Origin of the sequence: Burkholderia sp. M6-3, assembly GCF_050858985.1 — a bacterium.
Classification (GTDB): domain Bacteria; phylum Pseudomonadota; class Gammaproteobacteria; order Burkholderiales; family Burkholderiaceae; genus Paraburkholderia; species Paraburkholderia caledonica.
This window is the reverse complement of the sequence record NZ_CP110091.1, coordinates 1,589,878-1,610,166: the sequence shown is the minus strand read 5'-3', so window position 1 is coordinate 1,610,166 and position 20,289 is coordinate 1,589,878. Positions and strand designations below refer to the sequence as shown.

Genomic DNA, 20,289 nt, shown 5'->3' with positions numbered 1-20,289 from the left:
GTCAAGGCATGCCACCGAGCGACGGCGAGATCGTGCTGCCGCGATTCGGATCGTCCGGATGTTCGTCGGGCACGGTGGGCCGCGCCGACAGCGGCGGATGACTGCGATAGCAGGTGTCGATCGAATCGTTCACTACGCACTGCGCGAACGCGTCGGCATCGCTCTTTTGCGCGAACGTGTATAGCGTTCGCTCGACCTGAACTTCCGTGTCGGAGATGCGAATTGTCGTCACTGTCATGAAGTGCTCCTTTTTACAAAGATGAATCCGAAGCTTCAGTTCTGGCGACGCAATGCACGTGCCCACTTTGCCGATGTGCGCGCCGCTTCCGAGCTGTAACGGAACGCCCTTCGGCGTGCGGTCCGACGCAGTCCGGCAGGGTCCGTATGTTGCTGCACTCACGACGTAGCCGACAAAAGGAGAGCGATATGCAGCCTGACACACCCAGCGAGAATTCCGGCGCTCCCGAAGTTTCGCCGGAAGTGAAAGAACGCAACAAGCCGAGCGGCGCGCAGTACGTGGAGCCGAGTCCGCTTGGAATCGAGCCGGTCGTGCAGACCGGAGTGGACAAGCAAACCAATCCGCCGCGCTCGAACGAACGTCCCGAGCAGACCGCCGAGGTGCCGCTCGGCACCGGCACTCACGGCGAGCCTGCGGGCGGCGGCGGCCGCGCGTCGCACAAGAACTGATGCGCTCAACAGCGAACGGAGAGAGATATGCAACAGGACAACCAACCCCTGAACCCCGGCGATGAAGCGCCCCCCGACGCGCCCGGCGTCGGCGAAGACATCTGCCCGGCATGCAAGGGAACAGGCAAGGTAGAGGAAGTACAGTGCACCGTGTGTGGCGGCACCGGCAAAGTGCTGCAGGGCATCGGCGGCGGTTGAGCGGTTTGCTCGGGCGTCGCTGTGATGGTGTGATCGCCGGGCCAAGGCGTGGCTGCCGCCCGTCGCGGCAGCTTCGTGCGAGTCGAATACGTCGTGGGCCGACTTGGGCAGCGCTATGCCCCCGGGGCGGGCGCGCTTTATGCGGCGCTGCAATATCGCGCCTCCCGGCATGCTCACGCCGGACGCGCCCCGCTACCCACAGGAGCCAACCATGCAGGAACATTCGAAGCACGGATTCGACGCAGCGCAGACCGAGTACGAAGCCTTCATGCTCGAACCGCACGACTGGGTACCGAATAACAGCAAGCTGCCGGTCGTGATCTACAGGCAGGCAGTGGACCCCGCGATTGGCGACCTCGCCAAGGCGTTCGAGTTGCTGTTCGCACGGAACGAATGGCCGCCGCAGTGGCGCGACGGCATCTTCGACTACCACCACTTCCACTCGACCGCACACGAAGTGCTCGGCGTGGCCGACGGTTCCGCGGATGTCATAGTCGGCGGTCCGGGCGGCAAGGTGATCAGCGTGTCCGCGGGCGACGTCCTGCTGCTGCCTGCCGGCACCGGCCATTGCCTGCAATCGTTCGAAGGCCGCTTCCGCGTGGTGGGGGCCTATCCCGCAGGCCAGCAGTGGGATATCCGCCGCGAAGCGCTAACCCCGCAGGAGCTTGCCGCAATGCATGCGCTGCCGTTCCCGAAGATGGACCCAGTCGACGGCAAGCATGGCCCTCTTTGCGAGCATTGGCTGAACGCGGCCTAGCCGCGCCGGTCGGCAGCGCCTCCTAGCGCTGCAGCAACGATCCCCATGTCACGCCGCGTGCAGATTTGCGCGCATCGGCGCATCATCCATGAGGCTTGCTGAGCTCTTCATGCGTTGTTTCCCCTGAACACCGCTTGCCGGCGACGTCGCGGCAGCGCGCGCCGGCAATGTTTCCAACGGCCGAACAAGGAGTGTCCCATGCAAAACGATCCCGCCCTCGATCAGTTGTGCATCAATACGATCCGCACGCTGTCGATGGACGCTGTCCAGAAGGCCAATTCCGGCCACCCCGGCACGCCAATGGCGCTCGCGCCGGTCGCCTACCATTTGTGGCAGAACCATTTGCGCTACGACCCGGACGAGCCGTTGTGGCCCAACCGCGACCGCTTCGTGCTGTCGGTCGGGCATGCGTCGATGCTGTTGTATTCGCTGCTGCATCTGGCAAACGTGAAAGCGGTGGACGAAGAGGGCAAGCCGACCGGCAAGCCCGCCGTGTCGCTGGAAGACATCGAGCGTTTCCGCCAGATCGACAGCAAGACGCCGGGACACCCTGAATACCGGATGACGACGGGCGTCGAAACCACGACAGGTCCGCTCGGCCAGGGCCTCGGCAATAGCGTCGGCATGGCGATGGCGGCCCGCTGGTACGAGAACCGCTTCAACAAGCCGGACGCTCCGCTTTTTGACTACCGCGTGTACGCGCTGTGCGGCGACGGCGACATGATGGAAGGTATCTCGCACGAAGCGGCCTCGCTCGCGGGCCATCTGAAGCTGTCTAATCTGATCTGGATCTACGACAGCAATCGCGTGACGATCGAAGGACATACCGATCTTGCGTATAGCGACGATGTCGAAAGCCGCTTCCGCGGCTACAACTGGCACACGCTGCATGTGAACGATGCGAACGACGCCGCCGCGCTCGAAGCCGCATTCGTCGAAGCAAAAAGCATTACCGACCGGCCGACGCTGATCGTGGTGAACAGCATCATCGGCTGGGGTGCGCCCAACAAGCAGGACACGTCAGCGGCGCACGGCGAGGCGCTCGGCGTCGAGGAGGTCGCGCTCACTAAAAAGTTTTACGGCTGGCCGGAAGACAAATTCTTCTACGTGCCCGAAGGCGTGCACGAACGTTTCGCCGCCGGCATCGGTGCGCGCGGCAAGGCGGCGCGCACCGAGTGGCAGACGAAGTACGACGCCTATAGCAAGCAATATCCGGAGCTGTCGCGCGAATTCGCGCTGATCGAGGCGCATGAATTGCCGGTTGGCTGGGACAGCGACATTCCGACCTTCGACGCGGACGCCAAAGGCATGGCGTCACGCGAGTCGTCGGGCAAGGTGCTCAACGCGATTGCCGCGCGTGTTCCGTGGATGCTCGGCGGCGCGGCCGACTTGGCGCCATCCACGAAAACGAATCTGAAATTCGAGGGCGCGGGCAGCTTCGAGCACGACAATTACGGCGGCCGCAATCTGCATTTCGGCATTCGCGAGCATGGGATGGGCGCGGTGGTCAACGGCCTCGCATTGTCGAATTTGCGGCCGTTCGGTTCGACATTCCTGATTTTCAGCGACTACATGAAGCCGCCGATCCGCCTGTCGGCGATCATGGAAGTCGAGTCGATCTATGTGTTCACACACGATTCGATCGGCGTCGGCGAAGATGGCCCGACGCACCAGCCTATCGAGCAATTGGCGTCGCTGCGCGGCGTTCCCGGCTTAACGGTGCTGCGTCCGGGCGATGCAAACGAAGTGGCCGAAGCGTGGCGCGTCGCAGTTACGCAAAAGCGGCGTCCTTCGTGCATCGTCGTGTCGCGGCAGCCGCTGCCGACTCTCGACCGCAGCCGTTATGCATCGGCCGAGGGTGTGAAGAAGGGCGCCTATGTGCTAGCCGACGCGCCCGACGGACAGAAGCCGCAAGTCATTCTGCTCGCGACGGGCAGCGAGTTGTCGATCTGCGTCGACGCGTACGAGAAACTGAAGAGCGAGGGCATTGCCGCGCGCGTGGTGTCGATGCCGTCATGGGATTTGTTCGAGCGCCAGGACGAAGCCTATCAGGACGCGGTGCTGCCGCCCGACATCGACGCGCGCGTGGCCGTGGAGCAGGCTGCCTCGCTGGGCTGGGACCGATACGTCGGCCGGCTCGGCGCGCAAGTGGTGATGCACACGTTCGGCGCATCCGCGCCCCTTTCCGATCTGAAGAAGAAATTCGGCTTCACGCCCGAGCGTGTTTATGAAGCGGCGAAGCAGCAGATCGCGCGGGTGCAGGCAAAGCGCAGCCAGGAGTAGTGCGTAAGCGATTACGTAAGCAGTAACCTGAGCAGCAGCGAAAAAGCCGGCGGTATGAAAACCGCCGGCTTTTTATCGAGCGTCGGCGCAGAGTGTGAGAAGGCGCAAGCGGTTCTGTCCGACCCGCTTCAGCTCAATTCAATTCGCCGGAATCGTCACAACGGGCGCTTTGCTGCTCGTATCTGCCTCGGCGAGCGCCATCAGGTTTTGCACGACCGTGAATGCGTATTTCGAGTCGAAGTCGTTGCGATCGACCCAATATGACGACGTCCCGTACGGAATCATCACGTACGCATTGTCAGGCGCGCTCTCGCCCGAGTGAATGATGATCGTCGGTCTCGTTTCTCCGCCGATCAGGCCTACGGTCGGCTTCGTCGACCCGTCCGTTATGCGCTCGACTGGCACCTGTACCTGCGCACCGAGATCGGTCAGGATGCCGAGCACCGAGCGGGTCACCATCGGAATTTTGTCTGCTTTCTGCCATGCGGAAGAAGGCCCGTAGACGATTTCATAGCTGCGCGTTTTCGACGACAGGTGCAGCAACTTGCGCACGCGGGCCAGATCGGCCGCCGTTTGCGGCGACTCGCCGCTCGTAGTTGCTCCCATCACCAGAAACACGCTCATCGGCTCATTCTTCGCGCCCACGTTGCGCGACTCGACGTTCAACTCGCCTGCGAGTTGCAGGCGGCGCAGCGAACGCAGCAACTCGAAAAAGCCGGGCGCGCCCGCGCTGTTTTCTCCGCCAAGCGCATTGCCGTTCTGCAAACCTCCCACCGATTGCGCGGTGATGCGCAACAGCAGGTCGATAGGAATGCCGCCTTCGGCGAGCGGCAGCACGAGTGCAGGCGCGAGCGGCCGGATGTAAGCGGAGGCGAATGCTTCGCCGGTCGTCGGCGTGAACGTGAAGGTAGGGTGATTCGAATACGACACGCTGCCGGTGGCGAGTGCGTAGTTCGGCTGGCTGCCGGAGCCCGCGTTAGCGGTCGCGCCGCCGCTGGCGTCGAACGTGTAGGCGGCAATGATGCTGCTGACGGTCAGAAACGCAGGCGCGTCGCCATAACGAAGGCCGACCACGGCCGCAAGAATCTCGCGTTTCTTCGCGTCGCCGAGTGCACGCGCATAGTCGACCTGATCGGCTTTCAGGCGCGAGGGTCCGATATGCACGCAGGCGGAGGAAAGACATGCCGCGCAAAGCGCGGCGGCGACCGAAGCGGTTCTGATCATGTCGGCAAAAGGGCGGAACGCAAATCCGCTGAAGAATGAGTGCGCAACGGCGGTAGCAGGGCGCATTCCCGGACGCGTGGCCGCCGTGCGTGAAGACGAGCGTAATCGAGGCTACACGGCGCGATTTGCGGCACTACGCAGTGAGGAACGCTTCGCGAACCGGTTAGGCGAATGACGCGAACGAGCACGGTCTTTGCAAGATTTGCAGACGCGCTTCGCACATAGCCACACCTGCTGAGCTAGCGCTCGGGCGCACTTGCGGCGGACGCGTCCGTCGCTTCTTCGAGCGTGCTGCGATAAGCGCGCGATTGCATCTCCGCGAGCCGGCTCAGCGTTCTCGATAGATCATGCGCGCCTTCGAGTCCCAGCAACGCCTCATGAATCGGTTCGTCCGATGCGATGAAAAGCGCGCGCTTGCGGTCGTAAAGAATGTCGACCAGCCACACGAGCCGCTGCAACGTGTGCGCTTTCGTGAGCCATTCAGTATGCAGGTTATCGACTATGAGTCCATGCCATCGCTCGGCCAGGTCCAGATAGTCGAGATGCGAACGGCTGGCCACGCACAGTGTTTCGAAGTCGGCCCACAGTAGCGCCGCGCCCACCGCGTGCGCCGCGAGCGGACGTCCCGCGGCACTGATCTTCGTCGATTCGAATGCGCCGCTGCTTTCGTAGCGCAGGAAGATTTTACGCAGCGCGTTGTGAGTGGCTGGATCGAGCGGAGCGAAGAAGTGCGGCGTGTCATGCTGTTCACCGCCGAAGCGATAGTCACGCGCGCCGTCGAAATGGATCACGCGGAAATGCCGCCTGATCTGCTCGATGGTGGGCAGGAAACGCTCGTGAAACTCGGGGTCGGACAAAAGGCCGTCGGGCGCATAGTTCGACGTCAGCATGATGCGCGTGCCGAGCTTGATCGCCGTGTCGAGAAAGCGGCCCATCAGAAACGCGTCCGCGATATCGTGCACGTGGAATTCGTCGAAGCATAGCAACTCTATGCCATCGAGCCATTGCATCGACACGGAGCCAAGCCTGTCGTCGCCACGCGGTTCGTTCACGAGGCCCTGGTTCATCTTGCGGAGAAACTCGTGAAAATGCAGCCGCCGCTTGCGGCAATCCGCGAGTTCGAACGCGGTATCGACCACGAGACTTTTGCCGCGTCCGGGCAGTCCATGGCAATACACGCCTTGATATCGCGATTCGACGCGGCTGGCTGTGGACCCAGCCAATACAGAGAGCGCCGCGATTGCGTCGCGCTGCCTCGCATCCGGCACGATGCCACGCTCGGCGAGACTGCTGGTAACGTCCGCTTCCTCGAACATGCGCGCGCTCATTCGGTCTGATGTCCGCTGAGCACGCGCAGCAGTTCACTCGGGTCCACGGGCTTCGTGAAGTGATGATCGAATCCGGCCTCCACAGCGGTCTGCTTGTCCTGCTGCTGGCCCCAGCCCGTTACCGCAATCAGGCGGATGCCGGCGTCCGGATAATCTTTGCGAACCCGTCGAGCGACTTCGTAGCCGTTGAGGAGCGGCAGACCGATGTCGAGAATGACCGCCTGTGGGGCGAATTCGGCGATCACAGCAAGTCCCGCGACTCCGTCGCTCGCCGTGCGCACCTGGTGGCCCTCCAGCTCGAGCACCATTGCGAGGCTGTCGGCGGCGTCGGCATTGTCGTCGACAATCACAATCCGCAGTCCGGCGGCCGGCGGCTTGTCGGGTTGCGTGCTATCACCGGGCGCCTCGGCGGAGCTGGACAACGGCAGCCGGATCACGAATTCGCTTCCGGAGCCGGGTCCGTTGCTGAATGCCGCGACCGTGCCGCCGTGCAATTCCGCAAGACCTCGCACGAGGGCGAGCCCAATGCCGAGTCCGCCTTGGGAGCGATCGAGCGCGGGTGCGAGTTGCGAGAACATTTCGAAGACGCTGTTCAGATGTTCGCGAGGAATGCCGATGCCCGAATCGCGTACCGCAATCACGGCCTGGTTGCCATCGCGATGTGCGGTGAGTGAAATGCTGCCGCCTCGCGGCGTGTATTTCGCTGCGTTGTTCAGCAGATTGAGGATCATCTGCGAAAGGCGGGTAGGGTCAGCATCGAGAAAAAGCGGCTCAGGAGATAGCGTCACGCTCAGACGATGGTCGGACGCCTGCACGATTGCACGCGCGGCTTCCACCGCGGATTGCATCGCTCGCGCGAGTTCGAGCCGCTGCTTGCGCAGTTCGAGTTTGCCTTGGGTAATACGTGAGACCTCGAGCAGATCGTCGACAAGATGAGTCATGTGCTGCAATTGACGGGAGAACACGTCGCGCGACCAGTTCAGTTGCGGATCGCTGAATTCTTTCGCGCGCAGAATTTCGAGGACATTGCGCATCGGCGCAAGCGGATTGCGTAGCTCATGCGCAAGCGTCGCGAGGAATTCGTCCTTGCGGCGATCCGCGTTGGAGAGCTCCGCGTTAAGCCGCGTGAGTTGTTGCTCCGCATGCCGCCGCTCGGTAATGTCGCGATTGATGCTCACCGCGCCATAGATGTCGCCGCGCTCGTTCGCGAGCGGTTTGACCACGGTTTCGCAAACGCCGCGCGAACCGTCGCGCCGCACGAATGGCAACTCGCCGCGCCACGTGCCGTACGCGCCGAGACTCGCGAACACTTCACGACGAATGCGCAGCGCATCTTCAGGCGGATGAAAGATCGAAACGTGTTTGCCGAGAATTTCGCGCAGCCTATAACCGAGCATGCGTTCGCCGCCGACATTGAAGTCCGTAATGTTGCCGCGCAGATCGGTGATCACGATTGCATCGCTCAAGTGCTCGAAGATCGCGGCCTGGCGCAGCAGCACCGTCTGCGCCTGCTTACGTTCGGTGATGTCGATGCCGAGCCCGTAGACCGTCAGCGGCTCGCCACGCTCGTCGTAAGTGGCGCGGCCGCGGGCTTCCATCCAGCACCAGTCGCCGCTTGCATGCAGGAAGCGGAATTCGGCGACGTAGTCGTCGCGGGTTCGCACCGCATGATCGACGGCTTCGTTGAGCGCAAGCAGATCGCCCGGATGAATCAGTTCAAAAAAACCGCGCGTTGTAATGGCGAGGCGTCCTTCGGCGTAACCCGCGAGCGCTTCCAGTTCGCGACTCCACCAGAACTTGCCGGTCTTCGGTTCGTGCGACCACGCGCCCATGCGCGCGCCGCGCATGGCCAGACTCAATACGTCGCGGCTTTCCTGCAATTCCCGTTGCGCCCGCTGATGAGCAGCCACCGAAGCCTCCGCATTACGCCGCGCGAGCACGAGTTCCTGTTCGTACTTATGACGATCGGCGACGATGAGCACCGCGACTTCGATGTAGCTCTGCTCGCCGTGCACGCGGCGCACTGCATTGAGCAATGTCGGCACCGTGTGGCCGTCGCGATGCAGCATACTCAGCTTGACCTCGGCGACAGAGCCCTGTATTTCCAGCAGCGGTGCCCAATGCGTCTGATAAAACACCTTCCCGCCCGTTGTCAGCAGGTCCTGAAGGCTGATGCCGCTCGTCAGCTCTGCGGCGTCATAGCCGATCCATTCGCAAAACGTTGCGTTGGCGCGCACGATGCGCCCGTCGGTATCGGTCACGATAAGGCCGCAGGCTGCGTGCTCGAACAACGCATCGGCGAGCGGCAAATGGCGGTCGGTACTTTGCATTGCGTTAAATTGGCGTCGTCCGCAGGAAAGCGCTGATGGCCTCCGCAGTCGCGCGAGGCGCGCTCACGTGCGGACAGTGTCCGTTATTCTCGACGACGCGAAGCGTGCTGCTACGCATCGTGCGATGCATGTACTCGCCGACCGGACGCGGAGCGACGACGTCTTCGCTTGCTTGCAGAATGAGCGTGGGCGTGACGTTCAAAGGCAGCACACTGCGATGATCGGAGAGAAACGTGACACGTGCAAACTGGGCGGCGATCCGCGGATCGGTCCGGCAAAAGCTGTTAATTAATTCATCGCCGAGTTCAGGCTGATCCGGCACGCCCATGATAGCGGGTGCCATTGCGCTGGACCAGCCGAGGTAGTTGTGCTCGAGCGTGAGCAGCAGGTCGTCGATATCCTCGTGCGTGAAGCCGCCGATGTAATCGCCGTCGTTCACATAGCACGGCGAGGGCGCCACCATCGCCTGAGCGGAAAAAAGCTGCGGTGCTTCGAGCGCGGCGAGCAGCCCGATCATGCAACCCACCGAATGGCCGACGAATACGACGGGCTCGTCGGCCACTTCGCGGACGAGCTCGATCAGGTCGCGCGCATACCCGTGCAGCGAATCGTATTTGTCGACGTCGTATGCGGCGAGGTCCGACGAGCCGCTACCCACGTGATCGAACAGCACGATGCGGTAGTCGTCATGGAATGACGGTGCGAGGCGGTGCCACATGCTCTGGTCGCAGCCGAAGCCGTGCGCGAACACCATGGTGCTCGCGCCGCGCCCGGAAATATTCACGTTGTTGCGCTGGATGATGCTCATTGTCGAGTCCTGGAGCGTGCCGGGATGAAAGCGGCGGATGCGCTCGGTCCGGCCTCCGACAGAATGTTACCGCAGTCTCGCGGCGCCGCCGCCACTGCACGTCCGCGCCGATTCGCCGCGCTGCGGCTTGCAGGTTTCATCCCGTCTTTATCGGCTGCTTTGGCGCGTTCTGCGGCTCGATGCCGAAGCGCTCGTACTGTGCAATCACCTGTGCGCCGAAAAGCAGCAACGTGGCGAGCCATTCCAGACTGAAGAGAATGACGATCGCCATGGTGAGCGAACCATACACCACGCTAACCTGTGAAAGCGTCGCGAAGTACCAGACCAGCACATGTCGCGTGATCTCCCACAACAGCGCAGCGACGATGCCGCCGAACAGCGCATGCTTGAGCGATGGCCGTCCGACCGGCATGACCATATAGATCGACGTCAGCAGAAAGACTTCGCCGGCCAGACCCAGCAGATACAGCAGAACGCGCGAAGCGCCCTGCAGCGACACATGCAGTCCGAACAGGTCGATCCCTTCGGCGCCCACGGCTTCCAGTCCGCTCGACACGAGCGTGACGATCAACGCGCCGACGCCGAGGAACAGGATGTAACAGTAGGGCAGCAGCGCCGAGAGTAGAAAATGCCGCCGCCGTATGACCACGCGGTGGACGAAGATCAGCGACATCGCATTTTCGAGTACCGTGAATGCGAGCGAACTGAAGAACAGCATCGTCACGAACAGCACCCAGCCGATCACCGCGCGGTGAGCGAGAAAATTGGCAAGTTCACGCACGAGTGCTGCGGACTGGCCCGGCACGAGCCATTGCAGCAAGTGGCCCAGCGCCGGAAGCAGAATGTGTTGCGGCACGATGCGGGAAAGCGCGATCACAATGAGGATCATCAGCGGCACGATGGAAAGCAACGCGTAGTACGCGACCGCGCCGGCGAGCAGCAAACCCTGGTTGGCCCGGAACGCCTTCATCGTTTCAAGGATGAATCTGCCCGGATGCTTCGCGACATTGAGTGTGCGTTGATCGATGATGGAGTGCATGGGGCCTCGCCATGCGCGCGGCGGGCCGCCGACAGACGGCGCGTACCGGTGCGCTTCTGCGTAGGTTAAGCAAGAAAGCCGCCACGCGCATCGCGACCGCACGAAGTGTGCAGGAATACGCCTTGCTTTCGAGGTGCGACATGGCATCCGAATCACTATCAGACACATCTAATTCATCGAACATCGCAGCGGAAAATGCGGACTCCGGGGACCTCGTCATCGCGCGGCCCGAGGGTCTGTATTGTCCGCCCGGCGACTTCCATATCGATCCCTGGCGGCCCGTGGAGCGCGCGGTGATCACGCATGCGCACTCCGACCATGCCCGCTTCGGGCACCGGCGTTATCTTGCGTCGCGTGCGGGCGCGAACGTCCTGCTTTCACGCCTCCCTGACATTTCGCTGCAAACACTCGCGTACGGCGAACGGCTCGATATCAACGGAGTAACCGTGTCCCTGCATCCCGCCGGTCACGTGCTTGGGTCCGCGCAATTGCGCATCGAGCACCGCGGGCGCGTGTGGGTCGCATCCGGCGATTACAAACTCGACCCCGATCCGACCTGCGATGCATTCGAGCCCGTGCGCTGCGATACATTCATCACCGAGTCGACTTTCGGTCTGCCGATCTATCGCTGGGACGCACCGCAAACCATATTCGACGGCGTCGATTCATGGTGGCGTCATAACGCGGCACAAGGGCGCGCGTCCGTGCTGTTCTGTTATTCGTTCGGCAAGGCGCAACGCGTGCTGGCAAGCGTCGACGCGGGCATCGGCCCGATCTTCTGTCATGGCGCGGTGGAACCGCTCAATCGTGCTTATCGCGAGGCAGGCGTGCGGTTGCCGCCGGTACGTCTCGTAAGTGAAATCGCGCCCAAGGACAAGGCGGCGTTCAGCCAGGCATTGATCGTTGCGCCGCCGTCGGCGCAAGGCAGCGCGTGGCTCAAGCGTTTCGGCGACTACAGCGACGCGTTCGCGTCGGGATGGATGCGCTTGCGCGGCGCGCGCCGCAGGCGCGGCGTCGATCGCGGGTTCGTGCTGTCGGATCATGCGGATTGGCCGGCGCTGCAAACGGCGATTGGCGCGACCGGCGCGGGCCGTGTGATCGTCACGCATGGTTCGGTCGAGCCGATGGTGCGCTGGCTGCGCGAGCAAGGACTGGATGCAGGCGCCTTCGTGACCCAATACGGCGACGATACGGTCGAAGCAGATGCATTGGGCGGCGACGAAGCGGTGCCTGACAACGCCGCACCCGTGCATGAGTTCGACGATGCCGCGAGCCGTTCATGAAGCGCTTCGCTGCTCTTTATACCGCGCTCGACGCGACAACCTCCACGCACGACAAGCTCGAAGCGCTGACGAGCTACTTCGCCGTAGCGGAACCTGAAGACGCCGCGTGGGCGTCGTACTTCCTGGCCGGCGGCAAGCCGCGGCAATCGGTGCCCACGCGTCTGCTGACCGAATTCGCCCGCGAACGCGCGGGATTGCCCGCGTGGCTGTTCGAGGAGTCGTATCACGCAGTTGGCGACCTTGCGGAGACCATCGCGCATATTCTGCCGCCCGCGCAGCGCAGCTCTGAACTGGGTCTGACCCAATGGATCGAGCAGCGTGTGCTGACATTGCGCGGTCTTGCACCCGAGGAATTGCGCACGCGTTTGTTCAGCTATTGGGATGAACTGGACTGGGGCGAGCGCTTTCTTCTCACGAAGCTGATTGGTGGAGGCTTTCGCGTCGGTGTCGCGCGGCAGTTGGTGGTGCGTGCGCTCGCGCAGGTCGCCGGAGTCGATCATAAGCGGATTGCGCAGCGCATGGTCGGATGGACGGATTCGCGGCAGAAGCCGGACGCCACGCGTTATCTGCGTCTCGTCGCACCGGACGCGCCCGACGCCGGCAATGCGGGCGAGCAGCAATCGGCGGATCGGCACGACAGCGATCTGGGCCTGCCGTATCCGTTCTTTCTCGCGCATCCGTTGCAGACCGATCCCGAGACGCTTGGCGATCCGGCGCGTTGGCTGATCGAATGGAAGTGGGACGGCATACGCGCGCAACTCGTCAAACGCGGCGGCCGCGTGTGGTTGTGGTCGCGCGGCGAGGATCTGATCACCGACCGGTTTCCGGAAGTGGCCGCGTTGGGCGAGGCGTTGCCTGACGGTTTCGTGGTCGACGGCGAAATCCTCGCCTGGGAGCCGGGCGCCGCTGCGCCATTGCCGTTCGCGCGCCTTCAACCGCGCATCGCACGAAAGACCCTGACGAAAAAAATCCTCGCCGATTCACCCGCCGCGCTGCTTGCTTACGATCTGCTGGAAGCGCACGGCGAAGATTTGCGAATGACGCCGCTCGCCGAACGGCGCGCACGCCTGGATGCGTTGGCTGCATCGCTCGACGGCACGCTGTCAGGCGACTTGCTGCGAGTGTCGCCGCAGGTGTCCGGAGATGACTGGCGCGCGTTGGCAGCGCTACGCGAAGAGAGCCGCGCGCGGGGGGTCGAGGGCTTCATGGTGAAAGAGCGCGAGTCGATGTACGGTGTTGGACGCACGAAAGCATCGGGCACATGGTGGAAATGGAAGATCGATCCGTACGCGATCGACGCTGTACTGGTTTACGCGCAGCGCGGACACGGCAGACGCGCGAGCCTATACACTGATTTCACGTTCGCGGTCTGGGACGAAGCCAACGGCGTGCGCACGCTCGTGCCGTTTGCAAAGGCGTATTCGGGTCTTACCGATGAGGAGATGCGCCAGGTTGACGCAATCGTACGCAAGACTACGATCGAGAAGTTCGGACCGGTGCGCAGCGTGACGCCCACGCTCGTATTCGAAATCGGTTTCGAGGGCATTCAGGCGAGCACGCGTCACAAGTCCGGCGTGGCCGTGCGATTTCCGCGCATGCTGCGCTGGCGTACCGACAAGCATATTGACGACGCGGATACGCTCGCGATGCTCAAGGGTTTCATCGACGATCGCGCGGCCTGATCGCCGCGATAGCGCATAAGCAACGACTCCGCAACGAATCAGCAACAAACACGCAGCAAGCACGTAACAAACAGGCAACAAGCACGTAACAAACGCGCAGCAACACGCAACGAATCCGTAAGACGCATCGGCAACGATGTATTCACGACACACCGACGAAAACACCGCCGCTGCGAGATCGCAGCTCATTCAGAAAGCATGTCACCAGTGATGCAGTGCAGCGCGGGAGCGAATCTTGCAACCGGGCGGCGGGTGCCGTGATGCGGCGCGCGCATGCACCAGGGAGAACGTAGTGATGCTCGACAACCAGTTCGACAATCAGCTCGACAACCAGTTCGACGACAGCGAAGACGTGGTCGTATGGCGGCCAATCCAGTATGCAATGGCGTCGCACAGGCGCGTACTCGTCGTGGACGACTATCGAGAGGCGGCGGACGCGCTGCAAATGTTGTTGAACGCGGACGGGTTCGAATGCCGTGCGCTCGAAGATCCGCACGCGGTCTGCGAAATGGCGTCGCAATGGCAACCGTTCGCCGTGGTGCTCGACATCAAGATGCCCGGCCTCGACGGCCTGGAACTGGCGCGGCGCCTGCGCGCGCATCCGTCCACCGCGCATATGCTGCTGATCGCCTGTACGGCGTTTGCATCACGCGACGACCGCGCTCGCGCGCGCGCCGTGGGCTTCGACGCGCACTGCGCGAAGCCGTTGACGCCGGAGCGTCTGCTGCGCGTGTTGGAGTCGGCTGCGGCGCTGCACGCGGTGGGGGCGCCGTAAAGCGTGCGCGCCGTTTGAAAAAACTGCGGTGTGCAAGACGCAGTTCCGACATGCGTCCCGCCGTATTCTACGTGTTGCCGACTCCCTTCCGTTCGCTCGAATTGCCGTCCGGCGCATCGCATTTCCTTGCGCGTTTTCTTCGTCGATGCCCGCTGATGTCCCATTGTGTAGCGACAATGCACCAGAAAACCGCGTCTTGCGCGGGCCCGAGGGTTGCTGAATCTGTCGCACCGCCGTGCTTTTTGCACGCCGCGCAGGTTAAACAGCTTTCTGGAGGTTTTATATGAGCGACACAGAACGTCCCACGCCGCCGTTCAAAGGACAGCAGCAGGATCAGACGCCGGGCCGCACCGCGGAGATGAACCCGCAACCCGATCACGGTGAGAAATCGTATAAGGGCTCGGGACGCCTCGCTGGCAAGGCGGCCATCATCACTGGCGGCGACAGTGGCATTGGCCGCGCAGTCGCCATCGCATTCGCGCGTGAAGGCGCGGACGTTTTGATCTCCTATCTGAACGAAGACGACGACGCACGCGAGACCGCACGCTGGGTCGAAGAGGCGGGCCGCAAGGCGGTACTGGTGCCAGGCGACATCACGAATCCGGCGCACTGCAACGCGATTGTCGACAAGGCGATTGAGGCGTTCGGCCGGCTCGACGTGCTCGTGAACAACGCGGCCTACCAGATGACCTATCCGTCGCTGGACGAAATCACCGACGAGGAATGGGACAAGACGTTCGATACCAACATCGGCGCGATGTTCCGGATCACACGCGCTGCAGTCAGGCACATGAAACCGGGCGGCGCGATAATCAACACCACGTCGATTAATGCGGACCATCCGAATCCGGGGCTGATCGCCTACGCGACGACCAAGGGCGCGATCCAGAACTTCACGGGCGGCCTTGCGCAACTGCTGGCTGAGAAGGGCATTCGCGCGAATTGCGTCGCGCCGGGACCAATCTGGACGCCGCTGATTCCGTCGACCATGCCGCCGGAAAAAGTCGAAAAATTCGGAGAGCACGTACCGATGAAGCGACCGGGTCAACCGGCCGAAGTCGCGCCGGCCTACGTGATGCTGGCGTCCGACGAAGCGAGTTACATCTCTGGCGCAACAATCGCCGTTACGGGCGGTTCGCCGATTATCTAGGTCTGTTGTACGGGCGCCGAACTAGCCGCTGCTTGTGCGACGAAGCGCGAGCAGCGGTTCTCGAAGTCGCTCCTCAAATCCTTAATTGACGCAACGCTGCATGAGCGGCGCGCAGCATTGCAACGCTGTGCTGCCGGGCACGCCGCTTGCGCGCGTCGTGGGTTCGTCTTGCGCTCGCCGTACGTACTCATCGTCAGGAGAAACCCCCATGAATTCACCCAGTGCGGAAACGCTGCTGGACCTTGTACCGAGCGACGTCCAGCGCGTGCCGGTGAGCTTCGACATCAATGGAAAAAAGCATGAGTTCGAAGTGGAAGCCTGGACCTCGCTGCTCGACTTGCTGCGCGAGCACTGCCATTTGAGCGGTACGAAGAAGGGCTGCGACCATGGGCAATGCGGCGCGTGCACCGCCATTGTGAATGGTCAGCGTATCAACACATGTCTTGCGCTCGCGGTAGTTCACGACGGCGCGTCGATTACGACAATCGAAGGACTCGCGAACGGTGAAACGCTGCATCCGGTTCAACAGGCGTTCATCGACCACGATGCATTTCAGTGCGGCTACTGCACGCCAGGACAGATCTGCTCGGCAGTGGCGATGCTGCAGGAAGGCCATGCAAAAACCGCGGACGACGTGCGCGAACTGATGAGCGGAAACCTGTGCCGCTGCGGCGCCTACACCAATATCGTCGCCGCGATTCTCGACGCAGCGGAGCTTGCGGATAAGGACCACCACGGAGTGAGGCCATGAACCGCTTCTCGTATACGCGCGCGAATGAAGTGTCGCAAGCGATCGAACAGCATCGTGCAAAAGCAGCCGCAGCGTTTATCGCGGGCGGTACTAACCTGGTCGATCTGTGGCGCGAGAACGTCGCACATCCTCAGGTCGTGATCGACATCAACCGCTTGCCGCTTAAGCAGATCGAGCCGACTGCGGCAGGCGGACTGAAAATCGGCGCTCTTGTGACCAACAGCGCGGCCGCTTACGACCCGCAGATTGCCGCGCGCTATCCGTTGCTCTCCAAGGCGATTCTCGCGGGCGCTTCGCCGCAGATTCGCAACGTGGCGAGCGTGGGCGGCAACCTGCTGCAACGCACGCGTTGTGTCTATTTCTACGATGCGGGCACGCGCTGCAACAAGCGCGAACCCGGCACGGGTTGCCCAGCATTGGAAGGCGTGAACCGGATGCATGCGATTCTCGGCGCAAGCGAACACTGCATTGCCGTGCACCCGTCCGATATGTGCGTGGCATTGGCCGCGCTCGATGCAACGGTGCATCTGTCCGGGCCCGACGGGGAGCGCGTGTTGCCGTTCGCCGACTTTCACCGCTTGCCGGGCGACACGCCGCACATCGACACCAATATGCGCGACGACGAACTGATCACTGCGGTCGAGTTGCCGAAGCAGGGCTTCGCGCAGCATCACGCGTACATCAAGGTGCGTGACCGCGCCTCCTATGCGTTTGCGCTTGTCTCCGTGGCACTGGGACTTGAACTGGACGGCGACGTGATCGTGAACGCGCGTTGCGCGCTCGGCGGCGTGGCGCACAAGCCGTGGCGCAATACGGACGCTGAAGCGTCGCTGCAGGGCAAGACGTTGAGCGCGGAGACGGTACGCAACTTCGCCACCGACCTGCTGCGTGACGCGCAGGGCCGCCGCGGCAATGCGTTCAAGGTCGAATTGACGGCGCGTGCGATTGAGCGCGCATTTCTGGGCGCGAGTCAACGTTCGTTCGAGGAGTCCAGGCTATGAACCGTGTTGAATCTTTGCCTGCTCTGCGCGCGAGCGGCGTGCCGCACAAGCGCGTCGACGGCAGACTGAAGGTGACCGGCGCCGTGCAGTACGCGGCCGACTTCACCGCGAATGGACTCACGTATGGCTTCGTGGTGTCGAGCACGATCGCGGCGGGGCGCATCGTGTCGATCGATTCGTCGGCCGCGCTTGCGTTGCCTGGCGTGCTGCACGTGCTGACGTATCAGAATCGCCCTGAGTTGCCTCGCGAGGATAAACCCTACAAAGACATGGTTGCGCCCGGCGGCAGCCCGCTCAGACCGCTGTGGGACGACCGCGTGTGGTACAGCGGCCAGCCCGTTGCCCTCGTGCTTGCGGAGTCGCTCGAACTCGCGCGTCATGCGGCGTCGCTCGTCGATGTGCGTTATGAGTCGGCGCCGCATCGAACGGATATGGGCGAGGTGCTCATGGATGCCGAGCCGCCTTCGACGGAGAAGGGCGGCTTCGACCCGCCGCCCCCGCCGCGCGGCGACGCCGACGCTGCGCTGGCCAGCGCCGTGGCGCGTGTCGATTCGTTCTACAGCACGCCGGCGGAATATCACAACCCGATGGAAATGCATGGCTGCACAGTCATGCCCGACGAGCACGGCCACTTGACCGTGTACGAAAAGACGCAGGGCGTCGTCAACACGAAGTCGTATCTGACGGCCGTGTTCGGCTTGAGCGACGATCAGGTGCAGGTGGTGTCGCCTTTTGTCGGTGGCGCATTCGGCTCGGGCTTGCGGCCGCAATATCACCTCGCTCTTGCGGTCATGGCGGCGCTCGAATTGAAGCGCCCCGTGCGAGTGACGCTGACGCGCCAGCAAATGTTCACGTTCGCGCACCGGCCGCAGTCGATTCAGCGCGTCGCCTTGGGCGCGGCCGCGGACGGCAGGCTGCAGGCGGTGATACACGAAGCCGTCTCCGAGACGTCCCAATACGAGGACTACTGCGACGTGGTGGTGAACTGGGCCGGCCAGCTATATCGATGCGAGAACGTAACGCTCGGCTACAAGGTCGTGCGGCTCGACGTGCCGACGCCAGCCGACATGCGCGCGCCGGGGGCCGCGCAGGGCCTTTTCCCGCTCGAAGTGGCAATGGACGAACTGGCCGAGTCGTTGCAGATGGACCCCCTCGAACTGCGCCTCGTCAACTACGCCGAACGCGATGCGAACAAGAATCTGCCGTTCTCCAGCAAGGCGCTGCGCGAATGCTATCGCGAAGGCGCCGCCCGCTTCGGCTGGGACAAGCGGCCGCTAGCGCCGCGCGCGCGGCGCGAGGGCACTGAGCTGATTGGCTGGGGCATGGCGACGGGCGCATGGGACGCGATGCAAAACGAAGCGTCCGCGCGCGCAGTGCTCACGCGCGACGGCCAGGTGACTGTTTCGAGTTCGACTGCGGATATCGGCACGGGCACCTACACCGCAATGACGCAAATCGCGGCGGACGCGCTCGGTGTGCCGCTTCACGACGTAGTGTTCGAGCTCGGCGATACGCGCTTGCCGAAAGCGCCGCTCGAAGGCGGGTCGTGGACGGTGTCGTCGGTGGGAAGCGCGGTCGATGTCGCGTGCAAGCGGCTTCACAACCGTCTCGTCGAACTCGCGCGGCAACATGGCGGCGCGCGTTTCGCGAGCGTCGCGCGCGAGGACATCAGGCGTGCGGGCAAACAGATGGTGTGCGGATCAGGCACCGAAGACGCAATCGCAATCGACACGCTGCTGGAGCGCGCCGGCCTCGAATCGCTGGAAGAGCAAGCCAGCGTGAAGCCGCACGAAAAGCAGCAGGCGTATTCGATGGGCACACACTCGGCGGTGTTTGTCGAAGCGCGCGTGGACGAGGCGCTGGGCACCGTGCGTGTGACCCGCGTGGTGAGTGCCGTGGCCGCGGGTCACATCGTCAATCCGAAGACTGCGGCGAACCAGGTGGCGGGCGGCGTGGTGTGGGGCATCAGCATGGCGCTGCACGAGGAAGGACAGTTCGATCACGACATCGGCCGGCAGATGAACCACAATCTTTCCGAATACCACATGCCGGTCAACGCGGACATTCATGACATCGACGTGCTGTTTGTCGAGGAGCGCGACGATATCGTCAATCCGCTTGGCGTGAAGGGCGTAGGTGAAATCGGCGTGGTGGGTGTGGCGGCTGCGGTGTGCAACGCGATCTGGCATGCAACCGGCAAACGCGTGCGGGAATTGCCGATCACGTTGGACAAGCTGTTCGCGTGAATGCCGGTTGTCGCGCGGATTGCAGCGGCTCAATGCGGATCAACGCGGCAAGAAGCGGAACACGTCGGGAAATGCAGAGCGGGCTCGTTAGCCGCGCTCTGCATTGTCCATTGCGCTGCGGCTTGTATTCGCGCTGTGCGTATTCGCGCAGCGCGAAACACGCCGACAGTGCCCAAACATCGAGACACAGCGTTAGTCGGCGTATTTGAATTCCGGCAGCGCTTCTAGCGACTTTTTGGTCGCCTCTGGCAGTACCACGCGACGATTGTTGATCTGCAGATCGTTGAATGGAACCGCCACGAGATGCTTGCCCAAGCCGAGAAAACCGCCCACCGACAGAATGGCGTAGGTGCGGCGGTCGCCGCCTGGCGAAACGATCAGATCGTCGACAGTTCCAATGGTGTCCTTGTTCTTGTTGAAGACGTCGGCCCCGGCGAGCTTCGACGCGCGATAGCCGCTCGCAAGCTGAACCACGTCGGTGCGCCTTTCGGTAATGGATTGCGGAGCGCCCTGCGCATAAGCGTTGCCTTGCGACGCGAGTGTGCCGAGCAGCAATACTGCTGCAAGCAGCGGTCTGGCTTGCGTGCTTCTCATGATCGTTTCTCCTTGTTATGTATGGCGCCGTTCGCGGCGCGTCCAGTAGCTTTCAAACCCGTTACCGCAAATTGCGTGCCGCCCCTGGCGGTGCGCGCAGTCTCGGGCCCGAGGATTGCTACAGGAGCGAGCCTGCTATTCATATTGCCTACA

General features: G+C 62.8%; 18 protein-coding genes. 11 read left to right on the top strand and 7 right to left on the bottom strand.

The genetic code is table 11. The features are described 5' to 3' along the window. Nucleotide 1 precedes the first annotated feature (1 nt). The gene (locus OH764_RS24585) at nt 2-238 is read right to left on the bottom strand and encodes a hypothetical protein (RefSeq protein ID WP_020067863.1); all 237 of its coding nucleotides are present in this window, start codon (nt 236-238) and stop codon (nt 2-4) included. Between the two features lie 188 nt (nt 239-426). On the opposite strand from OH764_RS24585, the gene OH764_RS24580 reads away from it, so the two are divergent. From OH764_RS24580 to tkt, 4 genes are all read left to right on the top strand, one after another. Continuing rightward, nucleotides 427-687 (top strand): hypothetical protein, encoded by a 261-nt coding sequence (locus tag OH764_RS24580; RefSeq protein WP_020067862.1) that lies wholly within the window; start codon nt 427-429, stop codon nt 685-687. 27 nt (nt 688-714) lie between these two features. Continuing rightward, nucleotides 715-885: a hypothetical protein gene (locus OH764_RS24575; RefSeq protein WP_020067861.1), complete on the top strand. Its 171-nt coding sequence runs from the start codon at nt 715-717 to the stop codon at nt 883-885. A 211-nt stretch (nt 886-1,096) separates the two neighbouring features. Beyond that, nucleotides 1,097-1,642, top strand: a complete 546-nt coding sequence (locus tag OH764_RS24570) for a cupin domain-containing protein (protein WP_498851199.1) — start codon at nt 1,097-1,099, stop codon at nt 1,640-1,642. Nucleotides 1,643-1,840: 198 nt separating this feature from the next. Then, the gene (tkt, locus tag OH764_RS24565; RefSeq protein WP_498851198.1) at nt 1,841-3,925 is read left to right on the top strand and encodes a transketolase family protein; all 2,085 of its coding nucleotides are present in this window, start codon (nt 1,841-1,843) and stop codon (nt 3,923-3,925) included. Nucleotides 3,926-4,063: 138 nt separating this feature from the next. On the opposite strand, the gene OH764_RS24560 is transcribed toward tkt, so the two are convergent. The 5 genes from OH764_RS24560 to OH764_RS24540 all read right to left on the bottom strand — a co-directional run bounded on the left by OH764_RS24560 (nt 4,064) and on the right by OH764_RS24540 (nt 10,654). After that, entirely contained in the window at nt 4,064-5,149 is a 1,086-nt protein-coding gene (locus OH764_RS24560) for a hypothetical protein (protein WP_498851197.1), read from the bottom strand. Nucleotides 5,150-5,388: 239 nt separating this feature from the next. Beyond that, on the bottom strand, nt 5,389-6,465 hold the full coding sequence (gene zapE / locus OH764_RS24555; protein ID WP_498851278.1) for a cell division protein ZapE family protein: 1,077 nt from the start codon (nt 6,463-6,465) through the stop codon (nt 5,389-5,391). An 8-nt stretch (nt 6,466-6,473) separates the two neighbouring features. Next, nucleotides 6,474-8,807: a hybrid sensor histidine kinase/response regulator gene (locus OH764_RS24550; RefSeq protein ID WP_498851196.1), complete on the bottom strand. Its 2,334-nt coding sequence runs from the start codon at nt 8,805-8,807 to the stop codon at nt 6,474-6,476. Between the two features lie 4 nt (nt 8,808-8,811). Continuing rightward, complete coding sequence (locus tag OH764_RS24545) at nt 8,812-9,615, bottom strand: alpha/beta fold hydrolase (RefSeq protein WP_498851195.1); 804 nt, start codon at nt 9,613-9,615, stop codon at nt 8,812-8,814. 136 nt (nt 9,616-9,751) lie between these two features. Further along, a complete protein-coding gene (locus OH764_RS24540) occupies nt 9,752-10,654 on the bottom strand; it encodes a YihY/virulence factor BrkB family protein (protein WP_498851194.1) in 903 nt (300 codons plus the stop codon). Nucleotides 10,655-10,794: 140 nt separating this feature from the next. Between OH764_RS24540 and OH764_RS24535 the strand changes: the two genes are divergently transcribed. The 7 genes from OH764_RS24535 (at nt 10,795) to OH764_RS24505 (ending at nt 19,542) form a co-directional block, all read left to right on the top strand. Further along, nucleotides 10,795-11,937 carry a ligase-associated DNA damage response exonuclease gene (locus OH764_RS24535; protein ID WP_498851193.1) on the top strand — a complete coding sequence of 381 codons (1,143 nt, stop codon included), beginning with the start codon at nt 10,795-10,797 and terminating at the stop codon, nt 11,935-11,937. After that, nucleotides 11,934-13,619: an ATP-dependent DNA ligase gene (locus OH764_RS24530; protein ID WP_498851192.1), complete on the top strand. Its 1,686-nt coding sequence runs from the start codon at nt 11,934-11,936 to the stop codon at nt 13,617-13,619. The genes OH764_RS24535 and OH764_RS24530 overlap by 4 nt, the downstream gene beginning before the upstream one ends. 295 nt (nt 13,620-13,914) lie before the next feature. Then, nucleotides 13,915-14,394 carry a response regulator gene (locus tag OH764_RS24525; protein ID WP_498851277.1) on the top strand — a complete coding sequence of 160 codons (480 nt, stop codon included), beginning with the start codon at nt 13,915-13,917 and terminating at the stop codon, nt 14,392-14,394. Between the two features lie 283 nt (nt 14,395-14,677). After that, nucleotides 14,678-15,544, top strand: coding sequence for an SDR family oxidoreductase (locus OH764_RS24520; protein ID WP_498851191.1), 867 nt, complete (start codon nt 14,678-14,680; stop codon nt 15,542-15,544). Between the two features lie 208 nt (nt 15,545-15,752). Beyond that, on the top strand, nt 15,753-16,295 hold the full coding sequence (locus tag OH764_RS24515; protein ID WP_498851190.1) for a (2Fe-2S)-binding protein: 543 nt from the start codon (nt 15,753-15,755) through the stop codon (nt 16,293-16,295). Further along, entirely contained in the window at nt 16,292-17,296 is a 1,005-nt protein-coding gene (locus tag OH764_RS24510; protein WP_498851189.1) for an FAD binding domain-containing protein, read from the top strand. The genes OH764_RS24515 and OH764_RS24510 overlap by 4 nt, the downstream gene beginning before the upstream one ends. Further along, the gene (locus tag OH764_RS24505; protein WP_498851188.1) at nt 17,293-19,542 is read left to right on the top strand and encodes a xanthine dehydrogenase family protein molybdopterin-binding subunit; all 2,250 of its coding nucleotides are present in this window, start codon (nt 17,293-17,295) and stop codon (nt 19,540-19,542) included. Before OH764_RS24510 ends, OH764_RS24505 begins: the two co-directional genes overlap by 4 nt. Before the next feature lie 192 nt (nt 19,543-19,734). Here the strand turns inward: OH764_RS24505 and OH764_RS24500 are convergent, their stop codons facing one another. Further along, nucleotides 19,735-20,136 carry a PRC-barrel domain-containing protein gene (locus tag OH764_RS24500; RefSeq protein WP_498851187.1) on the bottom strand — a complete coding sequence of 134 codons (402 nt, stop codon included), beginning with the start codon at nt 20,134-20,136 and terminating at the stop codon, nt 19,735-19,737. Between the last annotated feature and the right edge of the window lie 153 nt (nt 20,137-20,289).